At 72.9% G+C, this 16,231-nt stretch carries 17 protein-coding genes; 10 read left to right on the top strand and 7 right to left on the bottom strand.

All coding sequences use genetic code 11. The features are described 5' to 3' along the window. Positions 1 to 131 precede the first annotated feature (131 nt). The 3 genes from rmdA to ACZ6EG_RS19475 all read right to left on the bottom strand — a co-directional run bounded on the left by rmdA (position 132) and on the right by ACZ6EG_RS19475 (position 4,324). Positions 132 to 2,276 carry a cyclic Di-GMP phosphodiesterase RmdA gene (rmdA, locus tag ACZ6EG_RS19485; RefSeq protein ID WP_391972303.1) on the bottom strand — a complete coding sequence of 715 codons (2,145 nt, stop codon included), beginning with the start codon at positions 2,274 to 2,276 and terminating at the stop codon, positions 132 to 134. Next, positions 2,273 to 3,085: an SAM-dependent methyltransferase gene (locus ACZ6EG_RS19480; RefSeq protein WP_391972304.1), complete on the bottom strand. Its 813-nt coding sequence runs from the start codon at positions 3,083 to 3,085 to the stop codon at positions 2,273 to 2,275. Before ACZ6EG_RS19480 ends, rmdA begins: the two co-directional genes overlap by 4 nt. A gap of 291 nt (positions 3,086 to 3,376) precedes the next feature. Then, the gene (locus ACZ6EG_RS19475) at positions 3,377 to 4,324 is read right to left on the bottom strand and encodes an SCO0930 family lipoprotein (RefSeq protein WP_391972363.1); all 948 of its coding nucleotides are present in this window, start codon (positions 4,322 to 4,324) and stop codon (positions 3,377 to 3,379) included. A 777-nt stretch (positions 4,325 to 5,101) separates the two neighbouring features. Between ACZ6EG_RS19475 and ACZ6EG_RS19470 the strand changes: the two genes are divergently transcribed. From ACZ6EG_RS19470 to ACZ6EG_RS19460, 3 genes are all read left to right on the top strand, one after another. Then, positions 5,102 to 5,233 (top strand): hypothetical protein, encoded by a 132-nt coding sequence (locus ACZ6EG_RS19470; RefSeq protein WP_356605313.1) that lies wholly within the window; start codon positions 5,102 to 5,104, stop codon positions 5,231 to 5,233. A 15-nt stretch (positions 5,234 to 5,248) separates the two neighbouring features. Then, positions 5,249 to 6,013 (top strand): bestrophin-like domain, encoded by a 765-nt coding sequence (locus tag ACZ6EG_RS19465; protein ID WP_391972305.1) that lies wholly within the window; start codon positions 5,249 to 5,251, stop codon positions 6,011 to 6,013. Between the two features lie 250 nt (positions 6,014 to 6,263). Beyond that, complete coding sequence (locus ACZ6EG_RS19460) at positions 6,264 to 6,791, top strand: hypothetical protein (protein WP_469606014.1); 528 nt, start codon at positions 6,264 to 6,266, stop codon at positions 6,789 to 6,791. Between the two features lie 194 nt (positions 6,792 to 6,985). Here ACZ6EG_RS19460 and ACZ6EG_RS19455 read toward each other — a convergent pair whose 3' ends face one another. Then, the gene (locus ACZ6EG_RS19455) at positions 6,986 to 7,480 is read right to left on the bottom strand and encodes a hypothetical protein (protein WP_384699940.1); all 495 of its coding nucleotides are present in this window, start codon (positions 7,478 to 7,480) and stop codon (positions 6,986 to 6,988) included. A gap of 329 nt (positions 7,481 to 7,809) precedes the next feature. On the opposite strand from ACZ6EG_RS19455, the gene ACZ6EG_RS19450 reads away from it, so the two are divergent. After that, on the top strand, positions 7,810 to 8,475 hold the full coding sequence (locus ACZ6EG_RS19450; protein WP_391972307.1) for a class F sortase: 666 nt from the start codon (positions 7,810 to 7,812) through the stop codon (positions 8,473 to 8,475). 31 nt (positions 8,476 to 8,506) lie between these two features. Here ACZ6EG_RS19450 and ACZ6EG_RS19445 read toward each other — a convergent pair whose 3' ends face one another. Next, on the bottom strand, positions 8,507 to 9,343 hold the full coding sequence (locus ACZ6EG_RS19445) for a polysaccharide deacetylase family protein (RefSeq protein WP_469606009.1): 837 nt from the start codon (positions 9,341 to 9,343) through the stop codon (positions 8,507 to 8,509). A gap of 110 nt (positions 9,344 to 9,453) precedes the next feature. Here ACZ6EG_RS19445 and ACZ6EG_RS19440 point away from each other — a divergent pair, with 110 nt between their 5' ends. Continuing rightward, complete coding sequence (locus tag ACZ6EG_RS19440; protein WP_391972309.1) at positions 9,454 to 9,915, top strand: universal stress protein; 462 nt, start codon at positions 9,454 to 9,456, stop codon at positions 9,913 to 9,915. A 103-nt stretch (positions 9,916 to 10,018) separates the two neighbouring features. After that, the gene (locus ACZ6EG_RS19435) at positions 10,019 to 11,440 is read left to right on the top strand and encodes an amino acid permease (RefSeq protein ID WP_469606005.1); all 1,422 of its coding nucleotides are present in this window, start codon (positions 10,019 to 10,021) and stop codon (positions 11,438 to 11,440) included. On the opposite strand, the gene ACZ6EG_RS19430 is transcribed toward ACZ6EG_RS19435, so the two are convergent. Next, the gene (locus ACZ6EG_RS19430) at positions 11,437 to 12,267 is read right to left on the bottom strand and encodes an alpha/beta fold hydrolase (protein ID WP_469606002.1); all 831 of its coding nucleotides are present in this window, start codon (positions 12,265 to 12,267) and stop codon (positions 11,437 to 11,439) included. The genes ACZ6EG_RS19435 and ACZ6EG_RS19430 overlap by 4 nt on opposite strands. 57 nt (positions 12,268 to 12,324) lie before the next feature. Here ACZ6EG_RS19430 and ACZ6EG_RS19425 point away from each other — a divergent pair, with 57 nt between their 5' ends. Next, the gene (locus tag ACZ6EG_RS19425) at positions 12,325 to 12,798 is read left to right on the top strand and encodes a MarR family winged helix-turn-helix transcriptional regulator (protein WP_391972312.1); all 474 of its coding nucleotides are present in this window, start codon (positions 12,325 to 12,327) and stop codon (positions 12,796 to 12,798) included. Between the two features lies 1 nt (position 12,799). On the opposite strand, the gene ACZ6EG_RS19420 is transcribed toward ACZ6EG_RS19425, so the two are convergent. After that, positions 12,800 to 13,954, bottom strand: coding sequence for a CapA family protein (locus ACZ6EG_RS19420; protein ID WP_356605331.1), 1,155 nt, complete (start codon positions 13,952 to 13,954; stop codon positions 12,800 to 12,802). 232 nt (positions 13,955 to 14,186) lie between these two features. Here ACZ6EG_RS19420 and ACZ6EG_RS19415 point away from each other — a divergent pair, with 232 nt between their 5' ends. From ACZ6EG_RS19415 to ACZ6EG_RS19405, 3 genes are all read left to right on the top strand, one after another. Then, on the top strand, positions 14,187 to 14,741 hold the full coding sequence (locus tag ACZ6EG_RS19415) for a sigma-70 family RNA polymerase sigma factor (protein WP_391972313.1): 555 nt from the start codon (positions 14,187 to 14,189) through the stop codon (positions 14,739 to 14,741). Between the two features lie 141 nt (positions 14,742 to 14,882). Continuing rightward, positions 14,883 to 15,395: a hypothetical protein gene (locus tag ACZ6EG_RS19410; protein WP_391972314.1), complete on the top strand. Its 513-nt coding sequence runs from the start codon at positions 14,883 to 14,885 to the stop codon at positions 15,393 to 15,395. A 172-nt stretch (positions 15,396 to 15,567) separates the two neighbouring features. Further along, complete coding sequence (locus tag ACZ6EG_RS19405; RefSeq protein ID WP_469605995.1) at positions 15,568 to 16,218, top strand: zf-HC2 domain-containing protein; 651 nt, start codon at positions 15,568 to 15,570, stop codon at positions 16,216 to 16,218. The last annotated feature ends 13 nt before the right edge of the window (positions 16,219 to 16,231 follow it).

The raw sequence follows: 16,231 nt of genomic DNA, 5'->3' as shown, positions 1-16,231 counted from the left end.
GTTCCGCGGACCGGCCGGGCGCGGCCGGCGGAGTCCCGCTCCGCGTCGACCGCGGCCCTGGTCCGCACGGCCGCGGCGGCCGGGGCGGCCGCCCGGGACGGAGCGGGGGCCGTCCCGGAGCCGGACTCCCGTCAGCCCGTGGCGTCCACCAGGGCCAGTTCGTGCAGGCGCTCCGGGGGGCCCGGACGGGCGTAGTACCAGCCCTGGGCCGTGTCGCAGCCGAGTATGCGCAGCTGCTCCGCCTGGGCGCCGGTCTCCACGCCCTCCACGGTGACCGCGAGGTCCAGGCTGTGGGCCAGGGCGACGATGCCCTCGACGATCTTGAGGTCGACGGGGTCGGCCGGGAAACGCTGCATGCTCTGGGTGAAGGAGCGGTCCAGCTTGAGCACGCTCACCGGCAGCCGGCGCAGGTTGGCGAGGTTGGAGTAGCCGGTACCGAAGTCGTCCAGGGCGATGTCCACGCCCATCTCGGCCAGTCGGCGCAGCGGCTTGAGCAGGTCGTCGTCCGCGCCGATCAGCGCCGACTCGGTCACCTCCAGGCAGAGCGCGTCGGGCGCGACCCCGGCCCGCTCCAGGATGTCCACGGTGTCCTGCACCAGCCGGGGGTGGGTGAGCTGGCAGGGCGAGAGGTTGACGTTGATGCGCAGCGGGCCGGCGGCGGTGCTCTCGCCGTACCGCTCCCGCCATACGCGGGCCTGCCGCACGGACTGCTCCAGCACCCAGCGGCCCAGCGGCACGATCAGCCCGGTGTGCTCGGCGAGCGGGATGAAGCGGTCCGGGCCGAGGACACCGTGCTGCGGGTGCAGCCACCGCACCAGCGCCTCGGCGCCGTGCACACTGCCGTCGCCGAGGTGCACCAGGGGCTGGTACTCGATGAAGAACTCGCTCCGCTCCAGGGCCGCCGGCAGGGCGGTCGTCAGGCCGTGCCGGGTGATGACGCGGGCGTCGGCCTCCGGGTCGGCCAGCTCGTAGCGGTTGCCGCCCGCCGACTTGGCCCGGTACATGGTGATGTCGGCGCTGCGCAGCACCTCGGCCGGACTGCGTTCCCCCGCCGGGCCCTCGACGATGCCGATGCTGCCGCGGACCGTGAGTTCGCGGCCGTCGACGCTGATCGGGGCGAGCAGCGCGTTCATGATCCGGCCGGCCAGTTCGTCGACCTCGCGCGGGGTGTCCGGGCCGGTGGTCAGCGCCACGAACTCGTCGCCGCCGAGCCGGGCGACCATCTCGCCGGGTGCGGTGGCACAGGACTGCAGGCGGTCGGCGACCTCCACGAGGAGCCGGTCGCCGGCCGCGTGGCCGAGACTGTCGTTGACCGTCTTGAAGCCGTCGAGGTCCAGGTAGCACAGACCGTACCGCTGGCCCGGTCCCGCGTTCAGGGCCTTCTCCAGGCGTTCGAAGAAGAAGCTGCGGTTGGGCAGGCCGGTGAGCGCGTCGTGGGTGGCCTCGTAGCGCAGCCGCAGATTGAGCAGCCGGCGCTCGGTGGTGTCCTCCATCAGCGCCAGCTGGTACTGCGGGCTGCCGTCGGCGTCACGCAGCAGCGAGACGGTGAGGTTGGTCCACAGGACGGTGCCGTCGGGCCGGTAGAAGGCCTTCTCCAGGTGGTAGGCCTCGCGTTCGCCGCGCACCAGCTCGTCGTAGAGCCGCCAGGTCTGGGGCGCGTCGTCGGGGTGCGACCACTCCCGGACGTTGCGGCCGCGCAGCGTCGGGCCGGCTACGCCGAACATGCGCATCAACGCCCCGTTGACCTGGAGGACGTTGCCGTCGAGGTCGGCGATGCAGATGCCTATGGCGGCACCTTCGAAGACCGCGCGGAAGCGGGCCTCGCTGGCGTGCAGCGCCTCCGCCACCACGCCCTGCGCCCTGAGGGCGGCCTGCGCGATGGCCTCCTGCTCGGCCAGGGTCCTGGCGCGCAGCGACCCGGCGAACCCGGCCGCCATGGCGTGCTGGAGCCGGGCCGAACGGGCCCGCAGGTGCTCGGGGTCGCCGTCCTCGCCGCAGTAGAGCACGAGGTAGGCGTCGATGCAGTCCAGCGTCCGGGCGAGCGCCTCCGGGTCGGTGCAGTGCGCGTCGACGAGCGCGGCGCCGACCGCTCTGGCGTCCTCCGCCTCGAAGCTCCGCGCCCGCAGCACCTCGCTCAGCCGGCGGGCCAGCGGCAGCAGTTGCTCCTCGAACTCGGGGCGGGTCGACGACGTCGAGGTCACCGGGAAGACGGCGCGGCTCCAGATCGTCGCGAACCGGCGCAGTCTGTCCTCCGCCCCGTCCGGCTCCGCGCTCACGCCGTACGTCCCACGCCGGCGAAACCGGAGAACGCGTACGGGTCCTCGTCCTCCGGCGCCCCCTCGGGCCGCCAGCGCGGCATCGGAACCAGTCCGGGTTCCACCATGTCGTACCCCTCGAAGAACCGCGCGATCTCCTCGCGCGAACGCATGATCAGCGGATTGCGGATGTCCTTGTACACGCCCACCGCACCCCCGGCCCGCTCGGCGGGCAGCGGGATCCCCTCGTACGAGGCGTGCGTGAGGACGAGCAGGCTGCCCGGCGCGAGCGCCCGGCTCAGTTCGGCCACCGCCGCACAGGGGTCGTCCGCGTCTTCCACGAAATGCAGTATGGCAAGCAGCAGCAGGGCCACCGGCCGATTCAGGTCGATCAGCCGCTCCACCCGGGGGTCGGTGAGGATGTCCCGGGGCTTGAGGAGGTCGCCGCCCACGACGTCCGCCCGGTCGTCGCCCGCCAGGACGGCCTCGCTGTGCGCGACCGCCACCGGGTCGTGGTCGACGTACACCACGCGCGCCCCGGGCCGGGCGGCCCGCGCCACCTCGTGGACGGTGCCGAAGGTGGGGATGCCGGAGCCGATGTCCAGGAACTGGTCGATGCCCTCGCCGGCGGCGAAGCGCACGGCCCGGCGCATGAACGCCCGGTTCGCCTGCGTGATCTTGGGCAGTCCCGGCATGAACTCCATGGCCTTGCGCGCCGCTTCCCGGTCGACCTCGAAGTTGTGCGAACCGCCCAGGTAGAAGTCGTGGATGCGGGACACGCTGGGCACCGTGATGTCGATGCTGCGAGGGGCCCAGGCGGGACGCTCCATCTAGCTCTCCAAGGCATTGGCGGTCCGGTGTTCGAGCAGAGGCTACTGATCGCCCGCCGACTGGGCGAGCCCAACCGGAAATTGACCATCCGTTACCGGTCACTGCCTGCGGCACGTGCCGTGCGCCGCCGGCGTCGCGGCGGGCGGCGCCGCGCCGGAGCGCACGAGCAGGACGGCGCACGACGGGACAGCGCACAAACGGGACGGCGCACGAACAGGACCGTCCCCTCCGCCTGGGTGCGGAGGGGACGGCCCGCTGTCGCGCGCCGGAGGCCGGCGGACGCGAGGTCGCTACTTCTTGGGCGCGCCGACCGGCTTTCCGTCGGGCGAGACGGCGTACCACGTTCCGCCGACGCCCTGACCGTTGGTGTCGCCGGCCTTCTTGTCGCCGGCGAACGTGTAGATGGGCCAGCAGTCGACCGTCTGCTGCTCGGCACCGTCGGGCCGGGTGAAGGTCATCAGGTCCTTCTTCACGACGCCCTCCGTGTCGTTGGGCTCCACGGGCGCCACGACCGGCCACTTCTCCAGGCAGGCGCCGGTGCACGCCGAGACCGGCTTCGGCCAGGCCTCGTCCTTCATGAAGCGGTAGACGGTCATGCCGTTCTTGTCGACGACGATCTCGCCGAGCTTCGGGTCCTCACGCGTCGACAGGGCCGCCGACTCGGCCGCCTGGGCCTTCTTGCCGTCGGCGGCGAGCGCGTACCACTTGCCGCCCACGCCCTGGCCCTTGACGTCGCCGGCGGCGGTGTCCTTGGCGTAGCGGTACGCCGGCCAGCCGCCGATGGTCAGCTGCTTGGTGCCGTCGGCCCGGGTGACCTCGCCGAGCAGCGCCTCGTCGATGCCCTCGCCGGCGAGGGCGTCGTCGGCGGCCACGGGCGGCCAGGCGGTGGCGCAGTCGTTCTCGCAGGTCGTCTTGGGCGGCTTCGCGGTGTCCGCGTCGAAGCGGTAGAGGGTGCGTCCCGCGCCGTCGGTCACCAGCTCGCCGATCTCGGCGTTGGTGGAGACGGACAGCTTGCCCGCGGGCTCCGCCGCGCTCGCCGACGCCTGCGCGCCGTTCGCGCCGGTGCCCAGTCCCTCGCCGGCGCCGGCCCCGATGTCGCCGACGTCGCCGGGCGCCGCGGTGGCGCCCACGTTCTGGCTGCCGGTGGTGGTGCCGCCGTCCTGGCCGCACGCCGTCGTCAGCGCCAGCACCGCCGCGGCGCTCACCACGAGTGAGGCGCTCCGCCAGGAGGTCTTCATCGTCAATCCCCGATCGTCACGAAGGTGTTGGGACGGCAGCCGCGCCGCCGCACGACACTGGGTACGCACGGGAGAGCCGGTTGTGTTCAACGCGGGCGCGCCTTTTTCTTCTCGGCGGTGGACGCTCCCGCGCTCCGGACCCCTGCCCGTACGCGAGTTCGAGTCCGGCCGCGGGCGGGTGTGCGCCGGTCAAACCCGCGACCGCTCCATGTCCCTCCTTCGGACCAATCATCCGGTGATCGGGTGTGGCGGGGCCCGCCAGGCTTCATGATCTGCGTCGTGTATGGACCCGAACCGTCCCGATCCGTCCCTTCCGGACGGGTGTTGGCCCTGGTGACGCTGACGTTCACACTCGTCGGCGCACCGATCGGCCCGGCGCAGGCGGACGCCTGCGCGTATGCGTCCACCGGACCGGGTGGCACGCACGCGGTGGCAGTCGCCGGGAACGACACCTGGCCCGACTTCCCGCCGTGCCCCGAGCCGACTCCGACACCCACACCCACGCCCACGCCCACGCCTACGCCCACGCCCACACCGACACCTCCGCCGCCGCCGAAGCCCCCTCCCCCACCGCCTCCCGCCCCGGAGCCTCCCAGGAAGCCGCCGGCCCCGAAGCCCGAGGCGCCTCCCGCACCCCCTCCGCGACCGGCACCGAAGCCGCCCGCGTCCACGCCCACGCCGACTCCGACACCCAGCCCCACACCGGCGCCGGCCCGTCCCGCGGCTCCCGCGCCCGCCCCGTCGGCGACGCCCGCGCCCCGACCGTCACTGAGCCCGGTGCACTACCCGCGCTACCGCGCCGCCCGGCCCCAGCAGCGGACCTCCCGCGGGACCACGTCACCGCTCGTCTTCGTCCTGCTCATCACGGTGCCCGCGGTGGTCGCCGTCGCCGCGCTCCGAGCGCGCTGATCCCTGGAGCCCCCTTTGCCGGAATGGCTTGTTCTCACCCTCGCGATGCTGGCCGCCTGTGTCGTGGTGGTCATCATCACCCTCGTACGGCACCGCCGGGCCTCCGACGACGAGGACATCACCGAGACCCCGGACGTCATCGAGTACATGACGATGTGGATCGGTGTGGTGTACGCCATCGTCCTGGGTCTGGCCATCGCGGGCGTCTGGGAGGCGCGCAGCGCGGCCCAGGACCACGTGCAGACGGAGGCGGTGGCGCTGCACGAGATCTCGGAACGCGTCCGGGTCTATCCGCCCGACGTCCGTGACCGCATCCGGGAGGATGTCAACGCCTATGTCGGACACGTCGTGTCCACCGAGTGGAAGGTCATGGCCGACCGCGGCGAGATGACCCAACGGGGCGCCGAACTGCTCGACCGCGTCCGCGCCGACGTCACGGACTACGAGCCGAAGTCGGACTTCGAGGCGCAGGCGTACCAGCCGCTCGTCGACCAGGTGACCGCCGCGGACCAGGCCCGCATCGCCCGGGCGGAGTCGATGGGGGCGACCATGCCGGGCGTGGTGTGGTTCGGGCTCATCACGGGCGGCGTCGTCACGGTCGGGATGGTCTTCGCCCTCCAGATCCGGCGTACGCCCCGCGAGTTGATCCTCGCCGGGCTGTTCTCGGCGCTGATCGCGTTCCTGCTCTTCCTGATCTGGGACTTCGACGCACCGTTCAGCCGCGGCGTCGCGGCGTCCACGGACCCCTTCGTCAATCTCTTCCCCGGGGCCGGGGACTGAGGGGCGCCCCCCTCGGCGTCCCCTCGGCGCCCGCACGCGTCCGCGCCCCTCGGCGGCCCCGGCACGGGGTTCCGCCGGGGGGCGTCCGACGCTCCGGCCCCGTCCCCCGACCGGCCCACACGCTTACCCCGTTCGCCCTACAGAGATCGCGCCGGGGTGTCCGCCTTCCTAGCGTTCCGACCATCGAGGTGCACTCCAGGCACGTGCGGAACAGGTCCGCCGCCGCTCCTCGGGGACCGGAGGATTCACCATGCGCGCGATACCCGTCGCCTCGGTCGCACTGCTGGGCGCCGCCGCCCTCTCGGGCTGCGTACCGGCCGGGGCGGCCGCGGGCGGCAGTTCGACGTTCGGCTTCACCGTCAGTCCCGCCACCGTGGCACCGGGCGGCGAGGTCACGGTGGGGGTGGGCCGGGGTGCCGGCGGGTGCCACGGACGCGTCACGGTCGAGTCGCCGGTGTTCGACACGGTCACCGTCCCGCGGCACGAGTCGTCGGCGACCGCACGGGTCGACCGGGACGCCCGACGCGGAGCGGTCTACCAGGTGACGTTCGCGTGTGACGGCAGGACCGGCACCGTGGACCTGACCATCGCGGGCGGCCACTCCCACCACCCCTCCGGAGAGTCCGGCCACCCCGACAAGGGCGTGCACGCCGGCGAGGGGGGCAGCGCCGCCGGGTTCGACGTGCGGGAGATCGGGCTCGGCCTCGCCCTCGTCGCCGGTTCGGCCGGCGCCGCGTACCACCTCTGGCGGCGCCGTGCCGGCGAGGACGGCGTCTGACCCTCGCCTCGCCTGTGCGCGGCGCACCCGCACGGCTTCGCCCCGGACCCGCGACGGTCCGGGGCGAAGCCGTGTGCGTGCGCCGCGCGAGCGTGCACCGCGCGATACGGAAGGCGGGACACCGGCGCGGTCCGCAGGGACCGGACGGGACCGCCCCCCGAAGGCGGAGCCCGTCCGTCACGGCCGGGACCCGGTCAGATCCGCCGCTCGGCCCTGCGACGCATCCAGAACAGGCCACCGCCGGCGACGGCCGCGGCCACCAGCCCGCCGCCGATCGCGATGTCGGTCGGCGTCGCCCCGCTGGAGCTGCTGCCGCCGATGCCACCGCGGACACCGCCGATGACGGTGAAGGCGGCCGGCCGTGTGAGCCGCCGCCCCGAGCAGTTGACGGTGATGTCGTACGAACCCGGCCGGGCGTCCTGCTTGATGGTGGCGGTGCCCCTGGACGTCTCGTTGGCACCCCGGACCGGCGTCAGGTGGGTCGTGCGGAACGCGTCCGAGGTCATGGTGCCGCCCTGCGGGCAGCCGTCGACCGTCACGGTCATCTGGCCGCCGCGGGCGATCACGCTGGGCAGGGCGACGATGTTGCTCGGCTGGTGGTGGTCGCCGCCGGCGGTGGCCGTGGGGGCGGCCAGCCCGAGGACAGCGACCGCGGCGCCGGCTGCCGCGAGGGCACGAGTGTTGCGCATGTGATCCTCCGCGGAAGACGCCCCGGGACCCGTCCCCGGTCGATCGGCGAGAAAGCGCCTCCCAGAAAGACCCTCAGTTGCCGTGCGCGGGGCCGCATTTCGGGAATGGTCCGTCCTGGTGAGGGACGTGCCGGGCCGGAGCCGCGCGACCGGATATCGCCGCAGGTCACGGACCGTCAGAAATTTCCTGCCGGACCGTCCCGGATGGCTCACGCGAGGGCGGGGCACCACCCGTTCGCCGCCGCCCCGTCGCCGGTCGGACGCGCTGCGCTTAGCGTGCTCGTATGCGCGGACGACCGGGCGACGGCCGGGTCGAGAGGGGATGGCCAATGGATGCGTCCGAGTGGGCCGAAGAGGAGGAGCGGCGGAGGAAACGCGCTCCCTGGGGCGTGATAGCGCTGGTCCTGCTGACCGGGCTCGCGCTCATCCGCAACGGTTCCGGGGAGTTCGACCAGGGCCCGCCGCAGCCGGCCTCGGCCGCGGCCTCGGACAGCCGCGTCGCGCCGGGTGAGGGCGCCGCCCCTGGCGTCGCCCCGCTGCCCTACGCGGTACCGGAACAGGTCACCATCGGCGCCATCCAGGTGGACGCGCCGATCATGCCGGTCGGTCTCGACGCGGACGGCTGGGTCGACGCGCCGCCGGCCGAGGACCCGAACCTGGCCGGCTGGTTCACCGGCGCGGTCTCCCCCGGCGAGAAGGGCACCGCGGTGGTGGTCGGCCATGTCGACAACCAGCAGGGGCCCGCCGTCTTCTACGGGCTCGGTGCGCTCAAGAAGGGCAACACGGTGGAGGTGCGCCGTCAGGACGGGAAGACGGCGGTCTTCGAGATCTACGGCATCGAGGTCTTCGAGAAGGACGACTTCCCCGGCGACCGGGTCTACGCCTCCAAGGGCGGCCCGGAACTGCGGGTCATCACCTGCGGCGGCGGTTTCTCGAAGCAGAACGGATACGAGGGGAACGTCGTCGCCTTCGCCCGCATGACCGGGGTCCGCTGAGCGGGCCCCGGCCGGGCGGGCGCGACGGGCGTCAGGCGTACCGGCGCCGGGGGACGGTGAGGCGGTAGCCGGAGTCCAGCAGCTCGGGCAGATAGGAGCGCAGGGCCCGGACGGTCTGCGAGCGGTCGCCCCCGGCGTCGTGCGAGAGCACCACGACGCCGGGGGCGGCGCCGTCCTCCACCCGTTCGACGATGGTGCCGGTGCCGGGGGTGGTCCAGTCGAGGGTGTCCACGGTCCAGGCGAGCGGTTCCATGCCGAGTTCGGCACCGAGCTGGAAGGCGGCGCGGTTCCACGCCCCGTACGGCGCCCGGAACCAACGGGGCGGCTCGCCGAAGGCCCGTTCGACGACCTCGCTCGTGCGTTCCATCTCGGAGCGGATGCGCCGCCGGGTGAGGCGGGTCAGCAGGGGGTGGGACCAGGTGTGGTTGCCGACGACGTGTCCCTCGTCGGCCATCCGGGAGAGCAGGCCCCGGTTGTGGTCCGCCATCTCCCCGCACACGAAGAACGTCGCGCGCACGTCGTACTTGGCCAGGGTGTCGAGGATGTCCGGGGTGAAGCGGGGGTCGGGCCCGTCGTCGAAGGTGAGCATCATGGTGCGGCCGAGGCCCGAGACCCGCAGGATCGGCTCGCTGCGCACCGGTGGCCGCCGCGGCGCGGCGCGGGGCGCGCCGTATCCGGTCAGGGGCTGCAGGCGGTAGGCGGAGGAGTGGAGCGGGCGGCGGACCGCGGGGCCCGGGGCGGGGGCGACCGGCCGGGCCGGTCCGCCCCCCGTGCCCACCGCGAGCGCGCCGGCGGTGCCGGCCGCCCCCACGGCCGCGGCGCCAGCGAGCAGTGCGCGGCGTCGTGTGAGCAAGTGATCCTTCTTCATGACTCATCAGTCGCCCGGCCGCGGACCGGCGCACCGGAGAAACACCGGCGTGGCGGCACGAGACCACCCGCACGGCCGAGGACCACGGGTGACTCCGATAGCCTCACCGCGTGACGGAACAGCACTCCCACCAGTTCGAACGAGGCACGGACGGGCCGAAGGTCATCGTCGCCGGCGTGGACGGCTCCGACTCCTCGCTCCGGGCCGCCGCCTACGCCGGCGGTATGGCCCGGCGGCAGCGCGCGCTGCTCGCCGTGGTGTACGTGCAGCCGGTGCTGGCGGCGGGCGCCTCGCTCGGGGCTCCGGTGGCGGAGACGACCGACGAGATCGCCGAGGACCTGGTGGCGCAGATCCGGGACGCGACCGAGCGGGTCAAGGGGATATTCGACCTCCGCTGGGAGTTCCACACCTTCCGGGGCGATCCCTACAACGGCCTGGTCAAGGCGGCCGACGAGCTGAAGGCCGACGCCGTCGTCGTGGGCGCCTCCGAGCAGGCGGGGCACCGGATCGTCGGTTCCGTCGCGGTACGGCTGGTGAAGGCGGGGCGCTGGCCCGTGACGGTGGTGCCGTAGCGTCCGTACGGGGCGGTGCGTGCGTCGCGGCTTCCGTCGCGGGCGGGTGTGGGTCATCATGATCCACCGTCAGCCGTTTGCCGTTCACAAAGAGGTGGGGCGCATGGCCGGTTTCCGTATGGGCGAGGGCGTTCTCCGCCGCAAACCCATCGAGCGCATCGAGCGCATCGAGGACACGGAGGGCGGGGAGGGCGGCGGCCTGCAGCGGACGCTGGGGCTGTGGCAGCTGACCGCGATCGGTGTGGGCGGCATCATCGGGGCGGGCATCTTCACCCTGGCCGGTACGGTCGCCAACGGCACGGCGGGGCCGGCGGTCCTCATCTCCTTCCTCATCGCGGGCGCCGCGAGCGCGGCGGCGGCACTGTCGTACGCCGAGTTCGCCGGACTGATCCCGAAGGCGGGCTCCGCCTACACCTACGGATACGCGGTCCTCGGTGAGCTGGTGGGCTGGTTCATCGGCTGGGACCTGCTGCTGGAGTACACGGCCATCGTGGCGGTGGTCGCGATCGGCATCTCCGGCTACTTCAGCTTCCTGGTCGGCGAACTGGGTGCCGACCTGCCGAACTGGATGCTGGGCGCGCCCGGCACCGGCGACGGCCACAAGGTCGACCTCTTCGCGGCGGTGCTCTGCCTGCTGATCGCGTACCTGCTGACGCTCGGCATCAAGAACGCGGCCCGCTTCGAGATGGTCGTGGTCGTCCTGAAGGTGCTGGTGGTGCTGCTGGTGATCGCGGTCGGCGTCTTCCACATCAGCACCGCGAACTACGAACCGTTCTTCCCCTTCGGGGTCGGCGGAGCCTTCACCGGGGCGGCGACGGTCTTCTTCGCGGTCTTCGGCTACGACGCCATGTCGACGGCGGCCGAGGAGTCCAAGGACGCCCAGCGGCACATGCCGAAGGCGATCATCTACTCGCTGGTCATCTCGATGGTGCTGTACGTGGCGGCCTGCCTGGTGCTCACCGGCATGCAGGACTACAAGGACATCGACCCGGAGAGCGGATTCTCCACGGCGTTCAAGTCGGTGGGGCTGAGCGGCCTGGCCGACGTCATCGCGGTGGGCGCCATCATCGGCATCCTCACGGTGATGTTCACCTTCATGCTCGGCGTGACCCGGGTGTGGTTCTCCATGTCCCGGGACGGGCTGCTGCCCAAGTGGTTCGCGAAGACGCACCCGACGCGGCACGTGCCGACCCGGGTCACCTGGATCGTCGGGGTGGCGTCGGCCGCGATCGCCGGGTTCCTGCCGATCGGCGAGGCGGCCGAGCTGACCAACATCGGCATCCTGCTGGCGTTCGTGGTGGTGTGCGCGGCGGTGATCGTGCTGCGCTACCGGCAGCCGGACCTGCCGCGCACGTTCCGGACGCCGTGGATGCCGGTGGTGCCGGCCCTGGGGATCGTCTTCTCGATCTGGCTGATCACCTTCCTGCAGTGGCAGACCTGGGCGCGGTTCGCGGTGTGGCTGCTGCTCGGACTGGTCATCTACTTCGGCTACTCGTACCGCAAGTCGGAGCTGGCGCGCCGTTAGCCACCGACGGGCGGCAGTCCGCCGAGGAAGTCGAGGAGGATCTCGTCGAAGGCCTCGGGCCGCTCCATGTTGGGGTAGTGCGCGGCGCCCTCGACGGTGGCGGAGCGGCCCTCCGGGACCGTGCGGGCGAGCCGTTCCGCCTCGGCGATCAGGTCGGCGGCGTCCAGGGAGCCGTTGACGGTGAGCACGGGGACGTCGATCTTCGGGACTCGGGCCCAGGTGCCGGTCAGGGGCACGTGGTGGTTCTCCTCGTCCGGGGTGTGTTTGGCGAGGGTGCCGGAGGCCATCTCCCGCAGCCGGCGCAGGACGGCCGGGTCCACGTCGTCGAGGTCGCGGTGCTCACCGGGGACGAAGCGCAGGAACGCCGTGAGCCAGCCCTCGACGTCACCCGCTGCCAGTGCGCGGGCCTGGTCGGCCTGAACCCGCCGCACCCACGGGTCGGTGTACTCGAACTCGCTGGTGGCCGCGCCGCATGCCACCACCGCGCGGACCAGCTCCGGGTACTCCAGCACCGTGTCGGTGGCGATGGCCCCGCCCATCGACACACCGACGAGCACCGCGGGGCCCGCGTCGAGGTGGCGCAGCAGGGCGGCGAGGTCGTCGGCCCAGCGGAACGGCCGGGTCGCGTTGGCCGAGGAGCCGTGACCGCGGACGTCGGGTGCGACGACCCGGTGGCCGGCCGCCAGGACCGGGATCTGGGCGTCGAAGACACGGTGGTCGGCGAAGCCGGAGTGGAGCAGGACGACGAGGTCGCCGGCCCCGGTGTCGCGGTAGGCCAGGTCACCGTCGGCGGAGGCGAGGAAGCGCAGGTCCGAAGCAGCCATCATGACAACCAAGGTGTCATGATGCCGCGAGATTGGCAACCCGGGTGTCATGATGGAGGCGTGAAGGACATCGACGCGCCCCTCTCTCCGGACGCCCTCGCCCGGCGCCTCACCGAGGTGTACGACCTGGTCGGCCCCCTCTACCGGCGCGCGCAGCGCAGCGTCGAGCAGGGCCTGGCGGCGGACGGCCTGTCGGTCGGCGTCCGCGCCGTCCTGACCCTGTTGCACCGGGGCGGGCCGATGACCGTGCCGCAGATGGCCCGGGCCCAGGCGATCAGCCGTCAGTTCGTGCAGCGGATGGTCAACGAGGCCGCGGCGCAGGACCTGGTGGAGAGCGTCCCCAACCCCGCGCACCGGCGGTCCTCACTGATCCGGCCCACCGACCGGGGGCGGCAGACCATCACCGCCGTCCTGGACCGGGAGCACCGGATACTGCGCCAGGTCGGCGGTGGTCTCACCGACGCGGACGTCGGAACGTGCCTGCGGGTGCTCGGGGCGATGGTGACCGCCCTGGACCATGTGGACGAGGACTGACCTACTCCCCCATCACCAGCCCGTCCTCCGCCGCGCCCCGGCTGAGCACGACGTCGCGGATGCGGTCGCGCACGGCCCGTACCTCGGCGCCCTTCTCCAGCGCGCGGTTGAGGTTCACCACCCGGCCGGCGTCGACGTCGAAGAGCTGCGGGACGAACTCGGCCTTGGTCACCCGCCAGCGTTCACCGGAGCGGGCGGGCGGGGCGAAGGTGAAGCGGCCGATGGTCGACTGGTTGCCGCGCGGGTCGCGCTCTCCGTCGCCGTTGATCATCTCGCCCGCGATCTGGTCGCCCATCCCGTAGATCACCCAGGTGCCGTTGACCTTCTCGTACGCCTGCGGGACATGGGCATGGGTGCCGAGGATCAGGTCGATGTCGGGGCGTTCGCCGCTGCGGGCGGCGGTCAGGTTCTCGGCCAGGGTCAGCTGGTCCTGGTCGGGCTCGTCCTGCCATTCGGTGCCCCAGTGCAGGGACACGGCGACGATGTCCGCGCCCGCCGCACGCGCGGCCCGGGCGTCCGCGACGATCTGCTCCTCGTCGATCATGCCGACCGCCCAGGGCTGTCCGTCGGGCACGGGGTGGCCGTTGGTGTGGAGGGTGTAGGCGAGGTGGGCGACCTCGGCCCGCCCCGCGCGCAGGACCGTCACGGTGCGCGCCTCGGCCTCGGTGCGCGCGGTCCCGGCGTGCCGCACGCCGGCGCGGTCCAGCGCGTCGAGGGTGCGGCGGATGCCGTCGGCGCCGTCGTCGACGCTGTGGTTCGAGGCGGTGGAGCAGCCGTCGTAGCCGGTGGCGGCGAGGGCCTCGGCCACCTCGGGCGGGGACTTGAAGAGGGGGTAGCCGCTGTAGTCGCCGTGCGCGCCGTACACGGTCTCCATGTGGCACAGGGCGAGGCCGGCGCGCGAGACGACGGGCTTGGCGCCCGCGAGCATGGGGCGGAAGTCGTAGCCGGTGCCGCCCGCGTCGAAGCGGGCCCGCTCGATGATCGAGTCGTGGGGCAGTACGTCGCCGGAGGCGACCAGGGTGAAGACGCCGGTGTCCGCCGCGGACGGGGCCGGGGCCGGTCGTCGCGGCGGCTCGTGGTCGCGGGCCTGGCAGGCCGCGCCCACGGTGAGGAGGGCGGTCAGGGCCAGGGCCACCTGCCGACTGCGTGTGATCATCCGTTCGCTCCGCTGGGGTCGCACACACCGATGATTAGTCACATTTACCTACGAACAGGAAATGAGGTGCGCGCCGCCCCGTGCGGCTCCGACACGCTCATTAGCCCGTCCGGTGTGCGCGAACGGGGTGCCCCGACCGTTCGTCGAACCGTTCGTCGACGCGATCGACCGTCCGTCGCACATCCGTGCGCGCGCCCTGTCCCCCGACGACGCCCTGCGATGCCATACGGCCATGACGGCCGGAATCACCCTGAGGGACAGGACGCACGGGACGACCGCCGAGCACGAGCTCGCCGCACTGCAGCGCGAGCACGGCCGGCCCCTGTTCGCGCTGCTGCTGCGGCTCAGTGACGGCGACCGGCAGCGCGCGGAGGACCTGGTGCAGGAGACCCTGGTCCGCGCCTGGCAGCACCCCGAGGCGCTGCGCGCCGACGACTTCGACTCCGTACGGCCCTGGCTGCTCACGGTGGCGCGGCGCCTGGCCATCGACGCGCGCCGGGCCCGGCAGGCGCGGCCCGCGGAGGTCGGCGACGCCGTGCTGGAGAACGCGCGGGTCTGCGCCGACCACGCCGAACGGGCCGCCGCGGCCCTGGACGTGCGCGAGGCTGTGAAGACACTCACTCCGGAGCACCGTGAAGTCCTGGTGCTGGTGTACTTCCAGGGGGCGAGTGTGGCGGAAGCCGCGGCAGCCCTCGGCATCCCGCCCGGTACCGTGAAGTCCCGCGCGTACTACGCGCTGCGCGCCCTGCGCAGGGTGCTACCGGGTTACGCCGCCGACCTGCGGTGAAACCGACCTTTTGGTCAAGCCTCCGTAAAGCGCCTTGCCGTGGACCCCGGTTGAGTAATCGGCTGTCCTCATCCGTGTTCCGGACGGGGGCCCATGACCCGGGTCGGGCGACGCGCACGCACCGGAGGAAGGCAGGAAGGGATGCCGCACAGAGGCAAAGAGAGCACGGACGGTCCCGCCGGAGGCGAACTGGCCGTCCCCATGGCGTGGTTGTACGCCGAGTACATCGCCGACGAGCTGCTGCGGACCGGCGACCTGATGCCGCCCACGTCCTTCGAGTTCCGCGCCGGGCGCGACGCGCTGGCGCTGACCGTCTTCCTGTCCGACACGGAGGACGAGCTCAGCGGCATCCGCGTCATCACCCGGCTGGAGACCTGGCTCTCGCTGACCGCCTACGACCAGCCCTGGCACGCGTGGGTGCGGGAGCGCCTGGCCGAGCTCACGGCCGACACGGCCGCCGCCGGCCGGCACTCCCCGGACCTGGAACTCGCCCGGGCCGCGTGGCGCTGGCTCCAGGACACCGAGCTGCTCGCCCCCGACCTGAACGCGGTGCCGGGCGGGGCGGCGGCCGGGGAGGACGACGGGCCGAAGGTGTGGACGCCGGCCTGGCAGCTGGGCCTGCCGCTCGGCCACCTCGCCATCCACCTCTTCTAGGCGTCGCGGCCGGTCCACCGATTTCTTTCGGGCGGCGACCAATCCACGGTCCGTTCCGCTCCGAACCCCTTGGTCGCGATTCTGTCCGGGCCTTGAATGAATCGGCGGTGCGGTGCGTACGGGTGGGAGCAAGGAGTAACCCCACCCGCACCCAACGGTACGAGGATTCGGCATGAGGTCCCTGGAGAGGCATCGCGACGTCGGCGCCTACGCGCTCGGCGTGCTGGACGAGGCGGAAGCGTTCCGCTTCGAGGACCACCTCATGGAGTGCCCCCGGTGCGCGACGCAGGTGACCGAGTTCGGCCCGGCCACCCGTCAGCTGATGCTGTACCGGCAGGCGACACCACGGCTCGTCACCCCGGTGACCCGGCCCGGACCGCGGCTGCTGGACCGCCTGCTGTCCGAGGTGGCCGCCCGCCGCCGGACCGTTCGCAGGCGGGTGCTGTACGCCGTGGCCGCGGCGCTGGTGTGCGCCGTGGCCGGTCCCGGGGTGGCGCTCTACGCGAGCCGGGCCGACGCGGCGGTACGGCTCACCGCGACCGACGAGCGGTCCGGGGTGTGGGCGCGGATCACCACCGAGGACGAGGCGTGGGGCACCGGGGTGCGGCTCGAGGTCATGGACGGGGCGGGTCCGCGCTCCTGCCGCCTGATCGCCGTCGGCCGCGACGGTACGGAGCAGACGGTCACCAGCTGGAACGCCACCGGGCACGGCGCCGGGCCGAGCGCCATGCACGGCGGAGCCGCGCTGCACCCGGACCAGATCGCCCGCTACGAGGTGCGCACCGCGGACGGGGAACGCCTCGTGACCCTCGCCGCCGGCTGAGCGGGGACACGAC

This window comes from Streptomyces sp. NPDC041968, from assembly GCF_055589025.1.
This window is presented reverse-complemented; position numbering and strand designations above follow the sequence as displayed.